Annotated in this window: 17 protein-coding genes; 12 read left to right on the top strand and 5 right to left on the bottom strand. The window is 64.7% G+C overall.

What is annotated here, in order from left to right:
• The first annotated feature begins 77 nt into the window (after positions 1-77).
• Both B133_RS0112385 and B133_RS23340 read left to right on the top strand, forming a co-directional pair.
• On the top strand, positions 78-1,229 hold the full coding sequence (locus B133_RS0112385) for a glycosyltransferase (protein WP_232423290.1): 1,152 nt from the start codon (positions 78-80) through the stop codon (positions 1,227-1,229).
• Entirely contained in the window at positions 1,216-3,648 is a 2,433-nt protein-coding gene (locus tag B133_RS23340; protein WP_232423289.1) for a glycosyltransferase, read from the top strand. The genes B133_RS0112385 and B133_RS23340 overlap by 14 nt, the downstream gene beginning before the upstream one ends.
• A gap of 126 nt (positions 3,649-3,774) precedes the next feature.
• Here B133_RS23340 and B133_RS22745 read toward each other — a convergent pair whose 3' ends face one another.
• Positions 3,775-4,752 carry a polysaccharide deacetylase family protein gene (locus B133_RS22745; protein ID WP_018601501.1) on the bottom strand — a complete coding sequence of 326 codons (978 nt, stop codon included), beginning with the start codon at positions 4,750-4,752 and terminating at the stop codon, positions 3,775-3,777.
• A gap of 719 nt (positions 4,753-5,471) precedes the next feature.
• On the opposite strand from B133_RS22745, the gene B133_RS0112370 reads away from it, so the two are divergent.
• Positions 5,472-6,803, top strand: a complete 1,332-nt coding sequence (locus tag B133_RS0112370; RefSeq protein ID WP_018601500.1) for a carbohydrate-binding domain-containing protein — start codon at positions 5,472-5,474, stop codon at positions 6,801-6,803.
• Positions 6,804-6,846: 43 nt separating this feature from the next.
• Here the strand turns inward: B133_RS0112370 and B133_RS0112365 are convergent, their stop codons facing one another.
• Positions 6,847-8,361, bottom strand: coding sequence for an oligosaccharide flippase family protein (locus B133_RS0112365; RefSeq protein ID WP_018601499.1), 1,515 nt, complete (start codon positions 8,359-8,361; stop codon positions 6,847-6,849).
• 190 nt (positions 8,362-8,551) lie between these two features.
• On the opposite strand from B133_RS0112365, the gene B133_RS0112360 reads away from it, so the two are divergent.
• The 4 genes from B133_RS0112360 (at position 8,552) to B133_RS0112345 (ending at position 12,528) form a co-directional block, all read left to right on the top strand.
• On the top strand, positions 8,552-9,610 hold the full coding sequence (locus B133_RS0112360) for a GNAT family N-acetyltransferase (RefSeq protein ID WP_018601498.1): 1,059 nt from the start codon (positions 8,552-8,554) through the stop codon (positions 9,608-9,610).
• 377 nt (positions 9,611-9,987) lie between these two features.
• Positions 9,988-10,950 (top strand): UDP-glucose 4-epimerase GalE, encoded by a 963-nt coding sequence (galE, locus tag B133_RS0112355; protein WP_018601496.1) that lies wholly within the window; start codon positions 9,988-9,990, stop codon positions 10,948-10,950.
• Between the two features lie 237 nt (positions 10,951-11,187).
• Positions 11,188-12,000: a biotin--[acetyl-CoA-carboxylase] ligase gene (locus B133_RS0112350; RefSeq protein ID WP_018601494.1), complete on the top strand. Its 813-nt coding sequence runs from the start codon at positions 11,188-11,190 to the stop codon at positions 11,998-12,000.
• Positions 12,001-12,009: 9 nt separating this feature from the next.
• Positions 12,010-12,528 (top strand): PH domain-containing protein, encoded by a 519-nt coding sequence (locus B133_RS0112345; protein ID WP_018601493.1) that lies wholly within the window; start codon positions 12,010-12,012, stop codon positions 12,526-12,528.
• Here B133_RS0112345 and B133_RS0112340 read toward each other — a convergent pair.
• A complete protein-coding gene (locus B133_RS0112340; RefSeq protein WP_018601491.1) occupies positions 12,483-13,145 on the bottom strand; it encodes a GtrA family protein in 663 nt (220 codons plus the stop codon). The two genes, B133_RS0112345 and B133_RS0112340, sit on opposite strands and share 46 nt — an antisense overlap.
• Before the next feature lie 84 nt (positions 13,146-13,229).
• On the opposite strand from B133_RS0112340, the gene B133_RS0112335 reads away from it, so the two are divergent.
• Genes B133_RS0112335 through B133_RS0112325 form a run of 3 tightly spaced genes read left to right on the top strand, consistent with a single transcriptional unit; the run spans position 13,230 to position 16,216 of the window.
• Positions 13,230-14,489 carry a 5-(carboxyamino)imidazole ribonucleotide synthase gene (locus B133_RS0112335; RefSeq protein ID WP_081618284.1) on the top strand — a complete coding sequence of 420 codons (1,260 nt, stop codon included), beginning with the start codon at positions 13,230-13,232 and terminating at the stop codon, positions 14,487-14,489.
• The gene (gene purE, locus B133_RS0112330; protein ID WP_018601487.1) at positions 14,479-15,006 is read left to right on the top strand and encodes a 5-(carboxyamino)imidazole ribonucleotide mutase; all 528 of its coding nucleotides are present in this window, start codon (positions 14,479-14,481) and stop codon (positions 15,004-15,006) included. The genes B133_RS0112335 and purE overlap by 11 nt, the downstream gene beginning before the upstream one ends.
• Before the next feature lie 40 nt (positions 15,007-15,046).
• Entirely contained in the window at positions 15,047-16,216 is a 1,170-nt protein-coding gene (locus tag B133_RS0112325) for an acyl-CoA dehydrogenase (RefSeq protein WP_018601486.1), read from the top strand.
• A gap of 97 nt (positions 16,217-16,313) precedes the next feature.
• On the opposite strand, the gene B133_RS0112320 is transcribed toward B133_RS0112325, so the two are convergent.
• Both B133_RS0112320 and B133_RS0112315 read right to left on the bottom strand, forming a co-directional pair.
• Positions 16,314-17,030: a TIGR03089 family protein gene (locus B133_RS0112320; protein ID WP_085974187.1), complete on the bottom strand. Its 717-nt coding sequence runs from the start codon at positions 17,028-17,030 to the stop codon at positions 16,314-16,316.
• The gene (locus B133_RS0112315) at positions 17,027-18,514 is read right to left on the bottom strand and encodes an LCP family protein (RefSeq protein WP_026256328.1); all 1,488 of its coding nucleotides are present in this window, start codon (positions 18,512-18,514) and stop codon (positions 17,027-17,029) included. The genes B133_RS0112320 and B133_RS0112315 overlap by 4 nt, the downstream gene beginning before the upstream one ends.
• A gap of 66 nt (positions 18,515-18,580) precedes the next feature.
• On the opposite strand from B133_RS0112315, the gene rfbD reads away from it, so the two are divergent.
• Together rfbD and B133_RS0112305 are read left to right on the top strand one after the other, a co-directional pair.
• Positions 18,581-19,477, top strand: a complete 897-nt coding sequence (rfbD, locus tag B133_RS0112310) for a dTDP-4-dehydrorhamnose reductase (RefSeq protein WP_018601480.1) — start codon at positions 18,581-18,583, stop codon at positions 19,475-19,477.
• The gene (locus tag B133_RS0112305) at positions 19,474-20,373 is read left to right on the top strand and encodes a glycosyltransferase family 2 protein (RefSeq protein WP_018601478.1); all 900 of its coding nucleotides are present in this window, start codon (positions 19,474-19,476) and stop codon (positions 20,371-20,373) included. The genes rfbD and B133_RS0112305 overlap by 4 nt, the downstream gene beginning before the upstream one ends.
• Position 20,374: the final 1 nt, after the last annotated feature.

Raw genomic sequence — 20,374 nt, 5'->3', positions numbered from 1 at the left:
CTTGTCCATAAAGATAAAGATGTGGCGGAGCCAACCGAGCGTGGCGTATGGCCGAGCCAATTTGGAAGGAACCACGAATGTCGGCATCCGCTGCGGGCGGTCAGTGCGGGCGGCCAGCCGATTCGATTCGTGTGCTGATGATCCTAGATACCTTCAGCTTCGGCGGCGCCGAGAATCTCGTCGTCGAACTGGGCAAACACGCTCCGGAATCTTTGGAGGTGTCCGCCGCGAGCCTTGCGCCTGCAAGCCGGGGGAATGAGACGATCGTCCGCCGGCTCAGCGAAGCCGGTTTGAACCCGACGTATTTGTCGGTCCGTCGACTCCTCGACCCAATGGGCTTCGTCCGATTGGTCCGTACGCTGCGCCGGGCACCGGTCGATGTTGTGCATGCTCACCTGGGCTATTCGGCGACCCTCGTCCCGCTCGCGGCGCGTTTGGCCGGCAAGCCCGTTGTCGCGACTTTACATATCAGCCCGCAACGGCACGTGCGACGTGGTGAGTGGCTCAAGGAGCGATGGTCGGTGCGCATCCCGGCCCGCTTCGGTCGGCTGGTGCTTGTTTCGGAACATTGTTACCGGGAGTACGCACGGCTGCATGGCCCGGCCCGGAAGACTTGGCGGGTGATTCCCAACGGGGTTGACCTCGATCGGTTCGCGCTCCAGCGGGACCCACGCTCGGCGACCGGCCCGGTGTGGGCGGTTATCGCCGCGCTGCGCCCGGATAAAAATCACGCCGACCTGGTGCGGGCTTGGGCAGGTGTCGTTGCCGCTTACCCCGACGCGAAGCTCTTGGTCGTCGGAGACGGCCCGGCTCGGCCCGATGTCGAACGTGCGATAACGGCCGCTGGTCTCGATGCTTCGATACAACTGCTGGGTGTTCGCGAGGACATCCCAGAGATCCTCCGCAGCGTAGACGGGGTTGTGTCGGCCTCGGTTGACGAGGCTTTGCCTACGGCGCTGATCGAGGCTGGTGCGTGCGGTCTCCCCGTCGTAGCGGCAGACGCCGGCGGTACCCGGGAGATCGTGGTGGACGGTGTAACAGGTCGGTTGGTGCCTGTGCGGGACGTGCCCGCCCTGACCGATGCCTTGTTGAGCGTCATGGGGAACTCTGCTCTGGCGGCCGCCTACGGTGCGGCCGGCCAGGCCCGCATCCGCGAAAAGTTCTCCTTCGGAGGTTGGGTTGACCAGCTCGAACTGTTGTATGACGAGGTGCGAAGTGGCCGGTCCTAGCGCGAAAAGCGAAGATCCGGGCTACCGCCCGGAGCACAACGACCAGCCGGAGATTGTCACGTCCGCTACGCCGCCCCGTCAACTTACGGTGGCCCATGTCATCCACTCCCTCGGCGCTGGCGGAGCGGAAGCGGTGCTCGTCGAACTCGCTCGAGCGGCGCCGGCGGCGGGCCTTCGTTTGGTTGTCGTGGGTCTGTCTGATGCGCGATCGGGCGAGGAGGTGGACAACCGCGTGGTTCCGCAACTGCGGGAACTCGGCGCGACGGTCTACGAGATGCACACCGGGCGGTATGACCCGACGTCGGCGGTCACCCTGGCCAGGTTACTTCGCGACGAGCGCGTCGACATTGTGCACACTCATCTCAAGCACGCCGACATCGTCGGTGGGGCAGCGGCCCGCCTTGCGCACCTGCCTGCGGTCTCGACTCTGCACGTTATCGATATTCCGACCTCCAGGCCGCATCAGCTGCGCGTCGCCGCCGGAGTCTTCGCACGCCGGCATCTGTCGCGGCGGGTGATCGCGCTCTCCAGTGCGCAACGCCGCTGGTACAGCCGTTATGCCGGTGATGCGCCGGTCACGGTGCTGCCCAACGGAGTAGTCGAACCACAGGTCACTCGCGATCGGGCATCGATCCGCGCGGAGATCAGGGTGCCTGAGGGTGCTTTGTTGGCGTTGTGCGTCAGCCTCATGCGCCCGGAGAAGGGTCACGCAGCCCTGCTTGAGGCGATTCGGCAGTTGCCCGACGACCTGCCGTTGGTCGTGGCCCTGGCCGGCGATGGGCCGCTGTTGGCGGACATCCGCTCCGCGATCGACAGCGATTCCGTGCTCCGGGAACGGATTCGGATCCTGGGCTTCCGTTCCGATGTCTCCGACTTGCTCTCAGCGTGCGACTTCGTTATCCAGCCGTCCTTGGAGGACGCCCTGCCGACGTCACTGATCTCGGCATTGGCTGCCGCCCGGCCGATCGTTGCGACGAACGTCGGAGGCATACCGGATATCGTCGGGCCGGGCTGTGGGCTGCTGGTTGAACCCGGTCAACCAGCAGCCCTGAGCGCTGCCGTCGCCAAGATGGCAACAATGCTTCGCTCCGATGAGGCCGAGTCGACGGCCATGCGGCAGGCTGGCCGAGAGCAATACGAGCGTAGTTTCAGCGCCGAGGTATGGGTGAACCGTTTGCGTTCGGTGTACGAGCAGGTTATCGGGCCGGTCGGGGCTAAGAGTGCGGTGACGACGCAGACGCGGTCGCGAAGAGTCGTGCTGGTGGAGTTTCCTCCCGCGGGTGGGCTGTTCCAGTTCTCGCTCCAGCTGGGTGAAGCACTGGCGCAGGCCGGCGATGAGGTCGAGCTGATCACGGGTCCCGCGCCGGAGCTGAATTCCCGGGTGCCGGGTTGTCGAGTACGCAGCTTGCTACCGACCTGGCATCCCACCGCCGGCGCCAACGTTCCGGAATGGTGGCGCCGGGCTCGTCGAGGAGTTAGGGCGGGTCAGCACACAGCAGCGTGGGCGATCCTGCTTGGCTACCTGGTGCGTACTCGGCCCGACGTAGTCCTGTGGTCGGCGTGGCGATTTCCGGTCGACGGCTGGGGCGTGCGGCTGGTACGGAAGGTTCTTCCGAGAACCGTGCTGGGCATCGTCGCGCACGAGCCCCGCCCGCTGGTCGAACAACCCGGCCAGAACGGGATGTACAAGACTTCCGGCGCGACCAGCCGTGCGCTGGCGCCGGCCTACGCCGACCTAGACGTGGCCTTCGTGTTGGGGGAATCGGCGAGGCAGACGCTGATCGAGACCTGGCCGATTACCGCTCCGGTCCATGTCATACCGCACGGTGACGAAAGCATCTTCGCGTCGACTCCCATTGCCGGCGTGGACACCACCGGGCCGGTGGCTCTGTGCTTCGGCACGATTACGGCCTACAAGGGGATCGATACGCTGTGCGATGCCTGGCCGACGGTGCGGGCACGCGTTCCCGCCGCAGAACTGGCCATCGTCGGTGCATTGAGTGCCGACGTCGATGCCCCGGCGTTACGCGCCCGCGTCGCCGAACTTGCCGGCGTCAGCCTGCACACTGAATACGTCCCGGTGGAAGAGGTCTCCGCATACTTCGCGCGGGCCAGGTGTGTGGTCCTGCCGTATAAGCGCAGCAGTCAGTCCGGGGTGGCGCATTTGGCGCACACCTTTGCTCGGCCAGTGGTCGCCACTCGCGTGGGCGATATCCCCACTGTGGTGGTCGAAGGGATTTCCGGGTTGCTGGTCGCACCCGATGATGCCGACGCCCTCGCCGATGCGCTCGTGCGTCTGCTAACCCAACCCGACTTGGCGCAACGACTGGGGGAATCCGGAGCACGCGCATTGACAGCAGAAGCCTCCTGGGACGAGGTCGCCTCGAGGCTGCGTGAGGGTTTGCCACTGCGTACGTGAGGACCGAAAAGGGAATCTCGCATCCAACCGATCTGAAGGGCAAGCCTGAGTGCTATGTCGGATCGTGACCGGGGCGGGCGTGTGAGTGTGGCTGCGGGCGAATAGAAGACAACTCTTTGATATTCGCTAGGAAGACTGCGATCTGCTCGCGGTCGGGCTCGATGTGAAGTGCGTGTTTACCGGCGGGCTCGTTGATAGAGCCGGACTTCGCCGGAACGCGCCAGAGACGAGGAGCTGGAACCGCGCGAAAGATAGGTCGGTTCCTACCGGGATGCGTGGAAGTTCGAGCGGGTCGGAGCCTTCGTCGGCGAAGCCTGCGATGGCCGAGAGCGCCCATCGGATGCCGCACCGGCGTAATACCGCTTTCGTCCGCTCATCGAAGTCTCGTGCCCTACCGTTAGGGTAGGCGAAAATCGTTGGTGCGCAGCCCGTCTCGCGTTCGAGGGTCGCGCATGAGTCGGAGATTTCGCGCTCAATCTTCTCATCCGTGCACTGCGAGAGGATTGGGTGGCTCACCGTGTGGGGGTGGAGCGTCATCGTACCGTCGTGAGTAAGCGCCCTGGCCTCGTCCCACGAGAGCATTTGGAATGGCCCGGCGGATGCATTGCGCTCCGGTTCGAGCGTTGTGACGATCCACTTGAACTCTGCGATCCGGTCTGAGTCGGGCAGTGCTTTGAGCCGCATGACTGCATCCGCATATGTTTGCCCGCGGTCAGCGTCAGTACGGAGCGAGTAATTGCGAAGGCCCAGTGGTGTCAAATCGATGTCAGGCCGTGTCGTCCGCGCGACGGCGAGCCAGAGCCGGTCGGGCCACAGTGCCTCGTCCGTGCCCATCGGACCCGTCGTCAGGAATGCCGCCGCGGGTAACCCGAGGTCGCGCAGCACCGGTGCGGCATGCGTCGCCAGATTCTGCGTCCCGTCGTCAAAGGTCAACACCGCGGCCCAATCTGGCAGCGTTCGTGTCTGGAGCCGCTCAAGTGCCTCTTCGAGCGGCAGCACATGAAAGTGTCTGCGTACGTACTCCAGCTGGCGTCGGAAGGTTGCGGCGTCAAGGACGTGCCAGCATGACGGGACGAGCGGCTCGGCCTCGACGCCGTGGAACATGAGAATCGTCAGGCGATGTCGTTGACGCAGTCGCGCCAGTCCTGGGACGCCGACTATGCACAACAGTCGAGCTATCAGTTCTCTTACGGCAACAGGGAGCGACTTGCGGTGGCCCGTGGTCGCCGTCGAACACACGTCATTCACGTTAGCTGCCCGGCCGGCAATGACCTCCGCTGGTGTCCCCGACAGCGGGTAGTGGCCGCCACCGCAGGTCGCCAGCAATGTGCGAATGGTATGAGAACGACATGTCCCGACGGCTCGGTGCAATCATCAGGCACAGTTATCGATTTCCCCCATTGCCGTGGCTGCCCGCAAGCTTGGCAAAGCCTTTGCCAAGCTCCCCAGCGCACCAGATTTTAACATGCTGGATCCGTCTTGCGCGGGACCGTGCCGCAGCCTATTAGGCCAATGGCGAGGCGTCCCTTCGTGGCCTCTGGCCTGCGGGGTTTGCAAAACATGCGAGAATTCGGTTACTCACCTGCGCTGGGGCGCTGAGTTCAGCTCAGGATGCGTCAATGCAATTGCGTCCGACCCGGCGACGGTAGCGCCACTGGCGGAGCCGCATTTGCGGGGGCAGGGCGGGGCCTGCTATTCGTGGAATCGACACTCCGATTGTTATCAAAGCGATAGGTGATATTGGCGGTGTCGGTGGTTTCAAATGGCAAGGTGTGTTTCTTAACTTCTGCCGACCCTGTGTCGACGTATTGATGGGAACCCACATGCCGAATCCGCGCCCGACGATCGTCGCCGGACTCCTCGCGGTTGCGATCGCACTGGCTCTCGTACCCATGGCGTCGGCCGCCAGCACGAGTCTCGAAGCCGAAGCCATGAGCGTGTCGCCGTCGTATATGGGTAACACGTACACCGATTCCACAGCTTCCGGTGGAATAGCGCTTGGGTTGTGGGGTAATTCGTCTGCTTCGACGAATGTCTCGATACCGGCAGCCAAGGGTGTCGTGGTCCGAGCCATGGGGCAATCGTGCAAGGGTGCGCCAAGCATGACCATTTCGATGAATGGCACGGCCATCGGGACCGGGACCGTCTCTGCGACGTCGTGGACCGACTACACCGCGACGGCGTCGATACCGGCAGGGACGTACACGCTGACCGTTGCGTATACCAACGATTACCGTAACGGGAGTTGCGACCGAAACCTGCTTTTGGACAAGGTCACCGTGTTGACTAGCGATGCGACTCCCGCCGCCACGACCGTCACCGCACCGTTTGCCGCGGATAGCCCGTGGCGCACGAGCATCCCCGCTGCGGCCCCGCTGGACCCGAACAGTGCGGCGATGGTCTCCCGGGGCGCCAGGACAGGCGGCGTGAATGCGAATCTGGTCGCTTATGGCGTTCCGATTTATCGGGCATCGGCGGACAGTCCGCGGTATACGGTGCGGTGCACGATCACGTCGTGGGGGCGGTGCCCGTTTGACGGTTATCAGGTGCCAATTCCGGCTGGGGCAGGCCCGAACACAGGGTCCGACGCGGCGATGGTGATCATCGATGAGTCGACCCGCAAGGTGTTCGAGTTCTGGCAGGCCAAGCGGTCCGGTAGTCAATGGACGGCGAGTTGGGGTGCGGTCAACGATCTGGATGGGTCGGGTTGGGGTGGGTCGAGCACCGGGTCGGGTGCGTCGCGGTTGGCTGGGGTGATCCGGGTCGCCGAGATTCAGCAGGGTGCGATCCCGCATGCGTTGGCACTTCAGAGTGACAACGTGTGTGCACGGGTTTTCCGTGCGCCGGCGATTAAGACTGACGGTCAGTCCACGCGATCAGACTGCGTTCCGGAGGGGGCACGGTTGCGGCTGGATCCGGCGGTGGATCTGAATGCGTTGAACCTGACGTCTGCGGAGCGGACGGTGGCGCGGGCGTTGCAGGTTTATGGCGCCTACATCATCGATGCGGGAGCAGCGCCGTTGAGTGTCAGTTTCGAGTTGGATCCCACCGCTAGCGGTGGCTCGATCGGGAGTACTTATCAGCAAGCAGGATTGCGGTGGGACTACGACGACATGCGTGGGATTCCCTGGAATCGCCTACAAGTGCTCCGATGACAACTAGCCGTCGGCAGTCACGCCGCGGCGCGCTTGTGGGATTTCAGAATCTCGCCCTGATCGCGGTGATCAGCCGCAAGGCCATGCGGAAGTCCACGAGCGCCAAGATCAGCAGATAGCACAGCACAAGTAAGGTTGCCTGGGCCGCAAGGACTCCGAGAGCAGCCAGCGTAGGCATTCCAACCGGTGAAGCGACCGTACCTCGCAGAAAAACCGCCGTGATCAACGCAACACCGGCCGCCAGGCTAGCAGGTGCGAGGATCCGGAGGAGCGTGGTGAACCGGTACCCGACGATTGGTTTCGCCAGGACCAACAGAACACCCCCGATTGCCAGTTCCGTCACTGATATGGCGATACCTACGCCGACGAGGCCAAAGGGCACGAGGGCGATGACCAGGCCGACACCGAGTACTAGCTCGAGTGCCGATGTCCAGTGGAACAGTGCCGGGCGGCCTGCGGCTTTGATCGCCTCAGACGCGACGGCCTGCAGGGCTATACCGAGACCGTAGCCCGCCAATGCCGCCAGAAACATTCCGGCCTCGCGCCAGGGCTCGCCGAGTAGGACGATGACGGTCTGTTCACCGAGTGTCACGACAAGGACGGCAACCGGGGCGGCAGCAAACCAGATCCACCGCAATGCGCGCAGAAATGCGTGCCGCAGCCGCGCGTGATCCCCAGCCATTCGAGAAAAAGCAGGGAAAAGCACGTACGCCCCGATCTCGACCACGGCCAAACCCGGCAGCAGCCCGATCCGGCTCCCATATCGATAGCTTCCGAGGGTGGCCTCACCAAATCTGCGCCCAGTGATCGCGGTCTGTGCCATCTCGCGGATGTATAGCACGATGTCTTGAACCAGCAGTGGAAACGCGAATCGAGCAAGCTCACGCCACAGCCGCCAGGACGGTCGTCCCCGGCCGGGACGCCATCGGGCCAGCGACCACGAGCCAACCAACCAGACGAGTACAGCGGCGTATTGGCCGAGGACCATCGACCAGACACCGAAACCGTATGCCGCGAGCGGGATGGCTACGGCGCCGTATGCCAGTGCACGCGAGGGATCGATCACCAACCGCCGTAGGAAATTGAACCCGCGTTGCATGAGGCCGTCCGGCACGTTGATCAGCGACTGAAGGAACAACAGTCCGGAGGTGGCAAGCGCGACGGCGGTGACCAGGTCGTTGTGGAAGAAATGGCCGAGCACCGGTGCCGCCACTGCGGCGACGACGCTCATCAGCAATCCGCCGATCGCTGTCGACCAAAAGACAGTGTCGGCAGCATCATCGACATCGCGCTCGCGTTGGATCAGCGCGAGACGGAGGCTCCCTTCGGATATCGAGGCGAGCACGGTAGTCAGCAAGGTGGCAGCCGCGAAAACCCCAACCTGTTCGGGAGTGAGCAAGCGGGCCAAGATCAGCGTGGAGACCAGCGAAGCGGCCTGGACAAACGCGAGGGTAATGGCCGAAGTCAGCGCGCCGCGCCGAACCACCCCACCGAGCTGTCCGGGCGCGGCGACGGCCGGGTCGTCGGCATCCGCACTCGGACCCGATTCCTTGCCCATGGTCACCCCATTCGCCGTCGACGGAGCCTGCGATCCGTTCTGCCTGCCAGCATGCCGACGCCAGGAGGAGCTTGACCCCGGCCGGGCGTTGAGCAAGCTCCTTGACAGTAGTCGGGGCCTCCGTACGGTAGCTGATGTAATGGATTGTCCGAATGTTTGGTTTGCTAGATTCCCGTGGAGGCGCAGGCTCGTGGTGGACATCGTCGTTGCGGACACCCCGCTCGATGCCGATCGCTGGGATCGCCTCGTCGAATCCGCTGAGATACCAACCCCTTTCGCGCGGTCCTGGTGGCTTCAGGCGTGGAGTGGGCCGCGATCTCGGATCGTCCATGTGCTGGACGGTGGGGAACTGGTGGGCGGCGTGGCCCTGGAATCCGAGCGGGTTCGAGGGATCGAACTGGTTCGCCTCCTTGGGCATGTATTGGCCCCCGATCATTGTGACCTGCTCGCCCGCCCCGGGTATGAGACGACTGTTGTGTCGGCTCTTTCCGACTGGTTCGCCCGTCCTGGTCAGCGTCGCATTCGCCTCGAAGGCATTGCCACTGGCGCGGCGCTGTTGGACGCCCTCCCGCCGGGTGACACAACAGCCGTACTTGATCGGGCACCCTGGCAATGTCTGCCAGCGGATTTCCCGAGTTACCTTGCCACCCGCAGCCGAATGCTCCGCAAGAATATTTCCCGTTACCGTCGTCAAACCGTCGATCAAGGTTTGCGTCATCACGTGGTGGCAGCCAGCGACGCCGAGTTTGGCCTCGCCGAGATGCGCCGCCTGCACTCCATATCGTTTGGTGCGAAGTCCAGCTTTTTACCTCACTTCGACGTGTTCGCGCGGGCAGCGGCGCGGGGGATCGAAAAGGGCGAGGTGTTACTGCACACCCTGGTCGACGGTGACCGGGCTGTGGCAGTGGAAGTGGTTTTCCAGGTCGCTGGCAGGGTCAGCACCTACCAAAGCGGGCGCGACACTTCAGATCCACGGATTGCCAGGCTCGGCACGACGTTGATGAGCCATGTCATAGAACACGCCATCGAGTCGGGTTGCCGGGAACTTGACATGCTGCGAGGCAGTCAGGATTACAAGCGCTTCTGGGCCAACGATAGTCGTGACATCCTCTCCGTTCGCGTGGCCAGCGGCCGTGTAGCAACTGGCCTCGAGCGTTCTGTGGCCGGGTTGCGACGTATGAAGCGAACGTTTGCATCATTGGCGGATGCGCGATCTGCCCACCTTGCCGTGCGACCGGCACATCGATAGTGGGTGACTTGTTCAATGAGTCGCCCTATCAGGGCAAACCGCGCTAGTGGGCTCCGTCCCGGTTGAAAGCGGGTCTTGTCACTGAGTCCTGCGGACCACGAGGTCGTGAATACGGCACCAGTTGTGGAGTTCGGATTTGGCTTTCTGTCCGCTGCGGCCAATTCGACTGGGTGCCAGATGATTTCGTTCAGTGGACGGCGCAAACCCTGTACGTGCTTCGGTCGTGAACTTCACCGCGGCCAAGTGGACCGGTCTACTGATTGTCCGCAGAGGACCAGCGAATGAGAGAATGAGTGCCTGTCTGTCGTGGAGTCGGCAGCCGAACCCATACTCGGGGGACGGCCCGACTCATCGCCCATCCAGAGGGAGCCCGATCGATGACCGTGTTGGTTACCGGCGGCGCCGGGTACATCGGTGCTCACGTCGTCCGTTCATTGCAACAGGATGGTCACGACGTCGTTGTGGTCGACGACCTGTCGACCGGCCTTCCCGTTCGGTTATCCACCGGTGTGCCGCTGCAAGTCGGTTCGGTCCTCGATACCGACCTACTTGTCCGGGTGATGCGAGAGTTCCGAGTTGACAGCGTCATCCACCTCGCTGGGAAAAAGGCCGTGGAAGAGTCGATGGCCAAGCCACTGTTCTATCACCACCAGAATGTGGTCGGGATGCACAACTTGCTCGTCGCGATGGTCGATGCTGGAGTGCATCGGCTGGTGTTCTCTTCGAGTGCCGCCGTGTACGGGACACCGCTAACCGACGACCCGGTTACTGAAGCGTCACCGACGCAACCTGAATCACCCTACGGCCGAACAAAACTTATGGGCGAGCAGATGATCCAAGATGCCGCCATCGCAAACCCGATCAGCTGGGCATCGCTGCGTTATTTCAACGTGGCCGGAGCAGGAGATCCGACACTGGCCGACCGTGGCGCAAACAACCTCATACCGAAGATCTTTCGGGCGATTGACAACGGTGCGGCACCGCAAATCTACGGCGGTGACCATCCGACCCCAGACGGTACATGTATCCGCGACTACATCCATGTGCAAGATCTTGCTGAGGCGCATGCCTGCGTCCTTCGCCAAATGGCACACGAAGATATTGCCGCCACTTACAACGTTGGAACCGGGGCCGGTGTAAGCGTGCTGGAGGTGATGCACGCTGTGCGCCAGGCGATCGGCAGAGATTTCAATTGGGCTGTCACTGACCGGCGTCCGGGCGATCCGCCCCAGGTAGTTGCCAATCCGGCGAAGATCAGCAACGAAGTCGGATGGCACGCGCACCACGACCTTGAGTCGATCGTCACCAGCGCTTGGAAAGCGTGGGACAGTCAGAAGTAGTGCACGACCAGAAGTAGTGCACGACACGGAGAACGAGGTACGTCCTCGCCTCGCCAGGCAACATGATGTCGGGTGCCTATTGATCTGGCCGACGTGACATTCGATATGACCGACCGCTTCGAGTTGGGGGTCGAAATACCAACGTATTCAGTGGGTCGGGGGTCGCCGACGTCATTCATGAGCGTCGCGACGAGTTGACTGCAGATAGGCTTCGCCGCAACCCGTAAGCTGACCGCGATGAACACCAGGCCACCACTGGACGTGACGGCGCTGCGCGACGGGCTGGCCGGCCTGCCGTGGCGGCGCATCGATGTCGTCGAGGAAACCGGATCAACCAACGCCGATCTGCTGGCCAGGGCGGCCGCCGGCGAGGATATCGCCGGCGCTGTGCTGTTCGGCGAATATCAGAGCGAAGGCCGTGGCAGGCAGGGCAGGCAGTGGTCGGCGCCGCCGCGCTCACAGCTGTCGGTGTCCGTCGGCGTCGACGCCACGGGCGTGCCGGTCGAATCGTGGGGCTGGCTGCCGCTGGCTACCGGCGTCGCCGTCGTCGATGCGGTCGCCGAAGTCACCGGTGTGCGTGTCGGCCTCAAGTGGCCCAACGACGTGCTGGTCGGGCCCGGCGGCGGAAAACTGGCCGGCATCCTGGCGGAGGTGGCGTCCCCGGCGCCGGTCATCGTCGTGGGCCTCGGCCTGAACGTGACCATGACCGCCGACGAGGCCCCCGATCCACGGGCCACCTCGCTGACACAACTCGGAGCCGCCACGGTGGATCGCACTCCCTTGGCCGAAGTGCTGCTTCGGCACCTGGCCGTCCGAATCGCCGCGTGGCGTCGCGGCGATTCCACGCTGGCCGCCGACTATCTGAGTCGCAGCGTGACCATCGGTACGCGGGTACGCGCGATCATGCCGGGCGATCACACCATGGTCGGCGTCGCCGAGGCGATCGACGAGTTGGGCCGTCTGGTCATCCGAACCGACCCTGGTACCGGAACCGAGCAGGTCACGGTGTCCGCTGGTGACATCGCCCATCTCCGTCCCGACGAGCCGTAGGGTGCTGCCGTGGGTTACCCACAGAACGTGCTGGCCGACGACGAGCAAGTAGTCCTGCACCGGCACCCGCACTGGAAACGGCTGACCGGTGCCGTGGTGGTGTTGTTGGTGGCCAGCGCTGTCGCAGCGTTCGCCGCCGCGGTGGTCAACACCACCGACTGGCAATCGACGGCCAAGAACGTGCTGTTTATCGTGATCGGCGCGATCTGGCTGATCGTTGTCGGCTGGCTGACGCTGTGGCCGTTCCTCAACTGGTGGACGACGCATTTCGTCATTACCGACCGACGCGTGATGTACCGCCACGGCGTGCTGACCCGCTCCGGTATCGACATCCCGCTGGCACGGATCAACAGCGTCGAGTTCCGGCACAGTCTGAGCGATCGGCTGCTGCGCACCGGAACGCTGATCATCGAATCGGCGTCGCAGGATCCGCTGGAGTTTCACGACATTCCACGTGTGGAACGCGTGCACTCACTGCTGTATCACGAAGTTTTCGACACCTTGGGTTCCGAGGAGTTCCCGAGCTGACGGTTGCGACGGCGTTGCCCGCGCAACGGCGTCACGGCGCCTGCTTGCCGCCGATGCTCGGCGTGATCCTCGAACGCCTCGGCTATGCCGCCACCGGTGAAGGTGGATTCCAGCGCCAGTTCCGGGTTGTCGGTGAACTCATCCGGGAACACCCAGCGCCGGAAGGCCCAGAATCGGAACGCCATCTGCAAGAGGTTGCCCAAGATGTAGGCCGAGACGAAGTCCGCGATGTTCTCGACTGTCAGCGACACTTCCGGCACCCGCAGCCCCAGCACGTAACTGGAGAAATACAGCGGGAGCATCGACAGCAGCACCCCGACGCCGCTGAACGCGAAGAACAACAGCGCCTCGTGGTGGCGTTCCCGGCCGCCGCGGTTCTGGAAGCTCCACTCGCGGTTGAGGATGTAGGACGCGATCACCGCGACGATGCCCGCGATGATCTTGGCGGTCACCGGTTTGGGCTCCAGGATCGTGAGCTTGAGGGTGTAGAAGATCGCCGAGTCGATGATGAACGTCGTCGCGCCGACAATCGCGAACTTGATCAGCTCATGATGCCGCTCGGCAAACGGACGGACGAATCGCGGTAGGCGTGCGATCGTCGCATCGGCAAAGGACACAACTACACAGTGTACGTAAACAAGCTGTCACATGCCGCATCACTGCGCGCTGTCAGACCTTAACCGCAGATCAATGCGGTGGTCATGACCGAGACGCAGAAGCCGCATGACACGATGGACACCGTGCCGAGTACACCCAACAGTCAGCCTTCGCCCCCGAGCGGGAGAGTCGCTCAAGTCGTGATGATCGGGGGAGGCCAGCTCGCCCGGATGACCCACCAGGCCGCTATTGCGCTGGGCCAGACCCTGCGAGTGCTAGCCGCCGGGCCCGATGACCCCGCCGCTCAGGTGACCCCCGACGTGGTCATCGGATCGCACACCGATCTCGATGCGCTGCGCAGGGCCGCCAAGGGCACTTCGGTGCTGACCTTCGACCACGAGCACGTGCCCAGCGAGCATCTGGACCAACTGGTCGCCGAGGGCATCACAGTGGCGCCCCCGCCGCAGGCGCTGATCCATGCGCAAGACAAGTTGTTGATGCGCCGACGGCTCGAAGCGCTGGGCGCGCCGGTCCCGCGGTACGCCGAGATCACCTCCGTCGAGGACGTCGAGGAGTTCGTGCGCCGGATCGACGGTCCTGTGGTGATCAAGACCATCCGCGGTGGCTACGACGGCAAGGGCGTCTCGATGGCCGACGACCTGGACCAGGCGCGCGAGATTGTGGCGAGCCACCTGGCCGACGGCGTGCCCGTACTGGCCGAGGAACGCGTGACGATGCGCCGGGAACTCGCTGCGCTGGTGGCCCGCTCGCCATTTGGGCAGGGAGCGGCGTGGCCGGTGGTGGAGACCGTCCAGCGCAACGGCATCTGTGTGGAGGCCTACGCCCCGGCGCCCGGCTTGTCGGACGAGCTGGGCGCTGCGGCCCAGGAACTCGGTCTGCGACTGGCCTGCGAACTCGGTGTCGTCGGCGTGCTGGCAGTCGAGTTGTTCGAGACGGTCGACGGCGCGTTGCTGGTCAACGAGCTGGCGATGCGACCGCACAACTCCGGACACTGGACCATGGACGGCGCGGTGACCAGCCAGTTCGAGCAGCATCTGCGGGCGGTGCTGGACTATCCGCTGGGTGACACCTCGGCCATTGCACCTGTCACGGTGATGGCCAACGTGCTCGGTGCTCCGGAGACACCGGCCATGTCGATGGACGAGCGCCTGCATCATCTGTTCGCCCGGATGCCCGAGGCCAAGGTGCACCTGTACGGCAAGGGGGAGCGGCCCGGCCGCAAGATCGGGCACGTCAACATGCTCGGCTCCGATGCGGTCGACCTGCGTGAGCGGGCGGTCCGCGCGGCGCATTGGCTGTCCCATGCGGAATGGACCGACGGATGGGACTCACATGCCGGGTAAACCGAATCAGCCCCGCGTCGGGCTCATCATGGGCAGCGACAGTGACTGGTCGGTGATGTCCGATGCGGCCACTGCCCTGGCCGAATTCGAGGTGCCGTTCGAGGTTGGTGTCGTCTCGGCGCATCGCACCCCGGGCCGGATGCTCGACTATGCGCAGAACGCAGCCGACCGAGGCATCGAGGTGATCATCGCCGGGGCCGGCGGGGCCGCGCACCTGCCCGGGATGGTGGCGTCAGCGACACCGCTGCCGGTGATCGGCGTGCCGGTGCCGCTGGCCCGGCTCGACGGCCTCGATTCGTTGCTGTCGATCGTGCAGATGCCCGCCGGTGTGCCGGTTGCCACAGTGTCGATCGGTGGCGCTCGCAACGCCGGTCTGCTCGCGGTACGCATCCTGGGTGCCGGCGATGCTGCGCTGCGGGCCCGAATGGCGGCGTTCCAGGCGGATCTGGAGGCCATGGTGCTGGCCAAAGACGCCGCACTACGGCAGCAATTACTGGGCGGCGGCGCGGACGAGTAAAGTTACCGCCGAGTAGCTTGCACACTGCAGGGAGGCTGTCATGGCGGGCTGGAGCGGTAATCCATCGTTTGACCTGTTTCAACTGCCGCAGGAGCATGTAGAGCTTCGGGCGGCGATCCGGGCATTGGCGGAAAAGGAGATCGCTCCGCATGCCGCCGATGTGGATGAGCATGCCCGGTTCCCGCAGGAGGCTCTGGAGGCGTTGAACGCTTCGGGGTTCAACGCGGTGCATATACCCGAGGCCTATGGCGGGCAGGGGGCGGACTCGGTGGCGGCGTGCATCGTCATCGAAGAGGTTGCGCGGGTGGATTGCTCGGCGTCGTTGATCCCGGCGGTCAACAAGCTGGGCACGATGGGGTTGATCCTGCGGGGCAGCGAGGAGCTCAAGAAGCAGGTGTTGCCCACGTTGGCGGACGGCTCGGCACTGGCGTGTTACGCCCTGTCGGAGCGCGAGGCCGGGAGCGACGCGGCGTCGATGCGCACCCGGGCGAAGGCCGATGGGGATGACTGGGTTTTGAATGGCGCCAAGTGCTGGATCACCAACGGTGGCAAGGCGACCTGGTACACCGTGATGGCAGTGACCGATCCGGGCAAGGGTGCCAACGGGATTTCGGCGTTCGTGGTGCACAAGGACGATGAGGGCTTTTCAGTGGGCCCGAAGGAACGCAAGCTGGGTATCAAAGGGTCGCCGACCACCGAGTTGTATTTCGAGGATTGCCGGATCCCCGGGGATCGGATCATCGGGGAGCCCGGTACCGGGTTCAAGACAGCCTTGGCGACCTTGGACCACACCCGCCCGACGATCGGGGCTCAGGCGGTAGGGGTCGCGCAGGGGGCGTTGGATGCGGCGATCGCCTACACCAAGGATCGCAAGCAGTTCGGGCAGTCGATCAGTGAGTTTGAGGCGGTGCAGTTCATGCTGGCCGACATGGCGATGAAGTTGGAGGCCGCGCGGTTGATGGTGTACCACGCCGCGGCGCGGGCCGAGCGGGGGGAAAAGGATCTGGGATTCATCTCCGCGGCCAGCAAATGCTTTGCCTCCGATGTGGCGATGCAGGTGACCACCGACGCTGTGCAGTTGTTCGGCGGGGCCGGCTACACCGTGGACTTCCCGGTCGAGCGAATGATGCGTGATGCCAAGATCACCCAGATCTACGAGGGCACCAACCAGATCCAGCGTGTCGTCATGAGCCGCGCCCTGCTCAAGTAACTCCCACAGAAGACCGTTCCCGCCCGAGCAGACACGGAGGTCCCCGACACGCCGCGATTGCGGGACTTTTATGTCTGCTCGCCAGCTTGGGTGAGCTTCAGCCTCGGGTGACCTTCTCCATCGATCGTCGCCGCTCCAGTGCCGCGGGATCGGGATTGGCGACTTGAACCAGTGAGGCGCCCACGGCGAACACTGCCAGCAGGTGCTCCACGAGATCGTCGGCAGTGTCCCAGGCAGCTGTTGACAGCACGCGGTCGCGGGCGGTGAAACCCTGTGCGGCCGCGGCGTTTCGAGCAGCGTCGAGGACCTCGACGACGGACCGGCCGCCCAGGGCTGGACCTGGGTGGCGTTCGGGCACGATCTGATCGCCGTGTACCCGCACCGCGGTCGCGTAATCGGTCACGCCGATCGGAAGATCATCGGCGGGTCTGCCGAACGGGTCCAGGGACAGTACGGCCACCTCACCGCCGGCCACGGCGTCGTCGGCCTCGTCGAGCCGGTCGCGAGTGCACAACGCGATGTCGGGCGGATTGTCGGAGCCGTCGCCCAACAACACTTCACCGCCGATCCACCAGATACCGAACAGCACCGAGGCGGTCTGCCAGTGCGCGGGCAGCAGCACCGCGACACGTGTGCCGGGGCCGGCCCCCAGCTCGTCGCGTAACAGGTTGGCCGTCTTGGCGGCCCAGTTCGCGAGCGTCATCGCCGACAATTCGATGCGTTCGCCGGTCGCGTCGTCGTAGTAGGTGATCCGCGGGCCCGCGGGATCCGAGGCCAGCAGTGGATCGAGGACGGCCGCGCTGAGCGTGGTCAATTGACGCACGCCGGGTCGTCCGAACCGGCCGTGAGGATGGGCGAAGGTGGCGGCGGCGCATCACCTGTTTCGGTACTGCTGCCGGCACTGGACGGCGTATTGGCCGACTCGGCGTCCGAGGTGGCGTCGTGACCGTCCAGGCCGGAGCCCGGGCCGGTGTAGTCCGCGGTCAGCACCACCCGCACCGTGCCCGGTGGAACCGAGGCGTCCTCGGTGACCGGTAGCCCGCCGAGATCCTTCGAAACCGCTTGGGCGCCAAGATCGTCGGTTTTGGCCGCCTGCACCTGGCTGCCCGTCACCGCATCGCCCTGATGGTTACCGGTCTCGCCGGGGGTGAACCCCTTGGTGGTCAGTACGTGTGACACCGCCGCGGCCAGGCCATTGATGTCGCTGGCGTTGACCACCTGCACGGTTGTCTTGTCAGGGGAGTACGCGACCTCTTCGGTCTTGCCTTCGCTCTGGTCCTGCAGCAGCCCAGACACCCACTCGCGCACCTGCGCCGGATCGACGCGCACCACGCTCTGCATACCGTCGTCGCTCCAACCGTCCTCCCGCAACACCGGGATGGTGGCGAACGCGACGTTGCCCGCCGCCAGCTTCTGCAGCTGATCGACGAAATCCATTACGTCCCAACCGCTGGAGATCGCCACCGAGCGCTGCACGGCGTCGCGCAACTTGCTCAGCGTGGACGGACTGGACAGCGTCTTGCCCGAGATCACGTCGTGGGCCAGTGCGGCCATCACCGCTTGCTGGCGGGTGACCCGGTCCAGGTCGCCACGCGGCAGGTCATGACGTTGCCGAACGAAGCTCAGCGCCTGCGGGCCGTTCAGCTTCTGCCAGCCCGCCGGAAAATCCGCACCCGAAAGCGGTTCGTCGACAGCTTCTTTCAGGCACACGTTAACCCCGCCGAGGGCGTCGGTGATCAATGCGAAACCCAGCAGCCCGATTTCGGCGTAGTGATCGACGGTGACGCCGGTGAGGTTGGCGACCGTCTTGATGAGCTCCTCGCGGCCGGCCTCGACGGCTTTTGGTTCGGCGACGGCAGGATCCTCACCCTCGACCTCGACGAGCTGCTTCATCTTGTCGAGCTTGACGTCGCCGAAGACACCGTTGATCTTCATCTTTCCCCAGCCCGGCGCCTCGACGTAGGAGTCGCGCGGGATGGAGATCGCGGTGGCGGACTTCCCGTTGTTCGGGATGCGTATCAGGATGATGGTGTCGGTGTTGGTCGACACGTCGTCGCCGGCGCGCAATGTCGCCAGCTCCTGCTCGGACAGCGGATTGCCATGCGCATCGGTGCGACTGTCCAAACCCACCAGCAGGATGTCTATGGCGCCGTCGTCGCCGCCTCCGCCGAGCGCTGCGGAACTGATGTGGTTGATGCCCGACTCAAAGGACCGGATCTGGCTCCAGGCCACGCCCGTTCCGAGGACCACGGCCGACGCTGTAGTGACAGCGAGCGTGCGGATGAGGCGGTTAGGCACCCGCTTAGGCTACTTGCGGGGTACGCGTGAGCCGGGTAACGCCGACCGGCGTGCCAGACTCGGCGTATGTCGCAGCGGATCGTCGTCACCGGGGCCGGTGGCATGCTTGGCCGTGTTTTGACTGTTCAGGCCCGTCGCGCCGGCCGTGAGGTAGTGGCGCTCACGTCCTCGGAATGTGACATCACCGATCTCGAATCGGTGCGTCGGCACGTCGCGCCCGGCGACGTGGTGATCAACTGCGCGGCCTACACCCAGGTCGACGCCGCCGAAACCGACGAGGCTCGCGCCTATGCCGTCAACGCCGTCGGTGCGGGCAATATCGCCCAGGTTTGCGCCGAGACCGGTGCCAGCCTGGTCCACGTCTCGACCGACTACGTGTTCAGCGGTGCAGCCGACGGGGACCAGCGTCCTTTCGAGATCGACGACGAGCCTGCTCCGATCAACGTTTACGGCCGCACCAAGCTGGCAGGTGAACAAGCCGTGCTGGCCGTCAAACCAGACGCGCACGTGGTCCGCACCGCCTGGGTATACCAAGGAACCGACGGCACCGACTTCGTCGCCACCATGCGGCGGCTGGCCGTCGGCGACAAGCCGGTGGATGTCGTGGCCGACCAGATCGGCTCACCGACATACGTGGGCGATCTGGCCACCGCGTTGCTGCAGGTCGCCGATGGCGGAATCGACGCGCCCGTGCTGCATGCTGCCAACTCCGGACCTGCCAGCCGCTTCGAACTGGCCCGGGCCGCATTCGCAGCGCTGGGGGCCGACCCCGAGCGGGTGCACCCGGTGGGCAGTGATCGGCACCCGCGTCCGGCCCCGCGGCCCGGCTACACCGCGCTGTCACAGCAGCGTTCGGTGGCGGCCGGGCTGACCGGGCTGCGGGATTGGCGCGATGCTCTGATCGCAGCGATCGCCGACGCTGACAGGGACGCCGTCACCGGACCGCTACCCTCTACGCCGTGACACAGGAAGTCCTCCGCCCACTTGTCGTGGTGACCGTGACGTACTCACCGGGCCCACACCTGGAGCGGTTTCTGGCGTCACTCTCACTGGCCACCGACCGCCCCCTGACGGTTGTCATGGCCGACAACGGGTCTGTCGACGGCAGTCCCGAAGAAGCCGAGCAGCGGTATCCGAACGTGCGATTGCTGCGAATCGGCGCCAACCTCGGCTATGGCAGTGCGGTCAACCGCGGAGTGGCCGCCTACTGCAACGACGGCGACTGCGATCCCGAGTTCTTTGTGGTGGCCAACCCCGATGTGCAGTGGGGGCCCGGGGCAATCGACATGCTGCTCGAGGCCGCCCAGCGCTGGCCGCAGGCCGGCGCACTGGGCCCGTTGATCCGCGATCCCGACGGTTCTGTCTACCCGTCGGCACGCCACCAGCCCAGCCTGGTCCGCGGTGGCATGCACGCTGTCGTCAGCCCGTTCTGGAGATCCAACCCGTGGACCGCGACCTACCGGCAGGACCGCGAGCCGCCGAGCGAACGTCCGGTCGGGTGGTTGTCGGGTTCGTGCCTTCTGTTGCGCCGGGCGGCCTTCGATCAGGTCGACGGTTTCGACGAGCGCTACTTCATGTACATGGAAGACGTCGACCTGGGTGATCGGCTCGACCGCGCCGGCTGGCAGAACGTTTACGTGCCGGCGGCCGAGGTACTGCACCACAAGGGCCACTCCACCGGTCGTGACCCCGCCCGCAATTTGGCCGCTCATCACCGCAGTACCTACACTTTCTTGGCCGATCGGTACCCGGAGCCCTGGCAGGCGCCGTTACGGTGGACGATCCGGGGCGCACTGGCGGTACGTGCGAGCCTGGTGGTCGGTAATTCCCGACGTAAACAGGCGAAAGGGCGGCGTTGAG

The sequence above is a fragment of the Mycobacterium sp. 155 genome, assembly GCF_000373905.1.
In the GTDB taxonomy this organism is placed as follows: Bacteria; Actinomycetota; Actinomycetes; order Mycobacteriales; family Mycobacteriaceae; genus Mycobacterium.
This window is presented reverse-complemented; position numbering and strand designations above follow the sequence as displayed.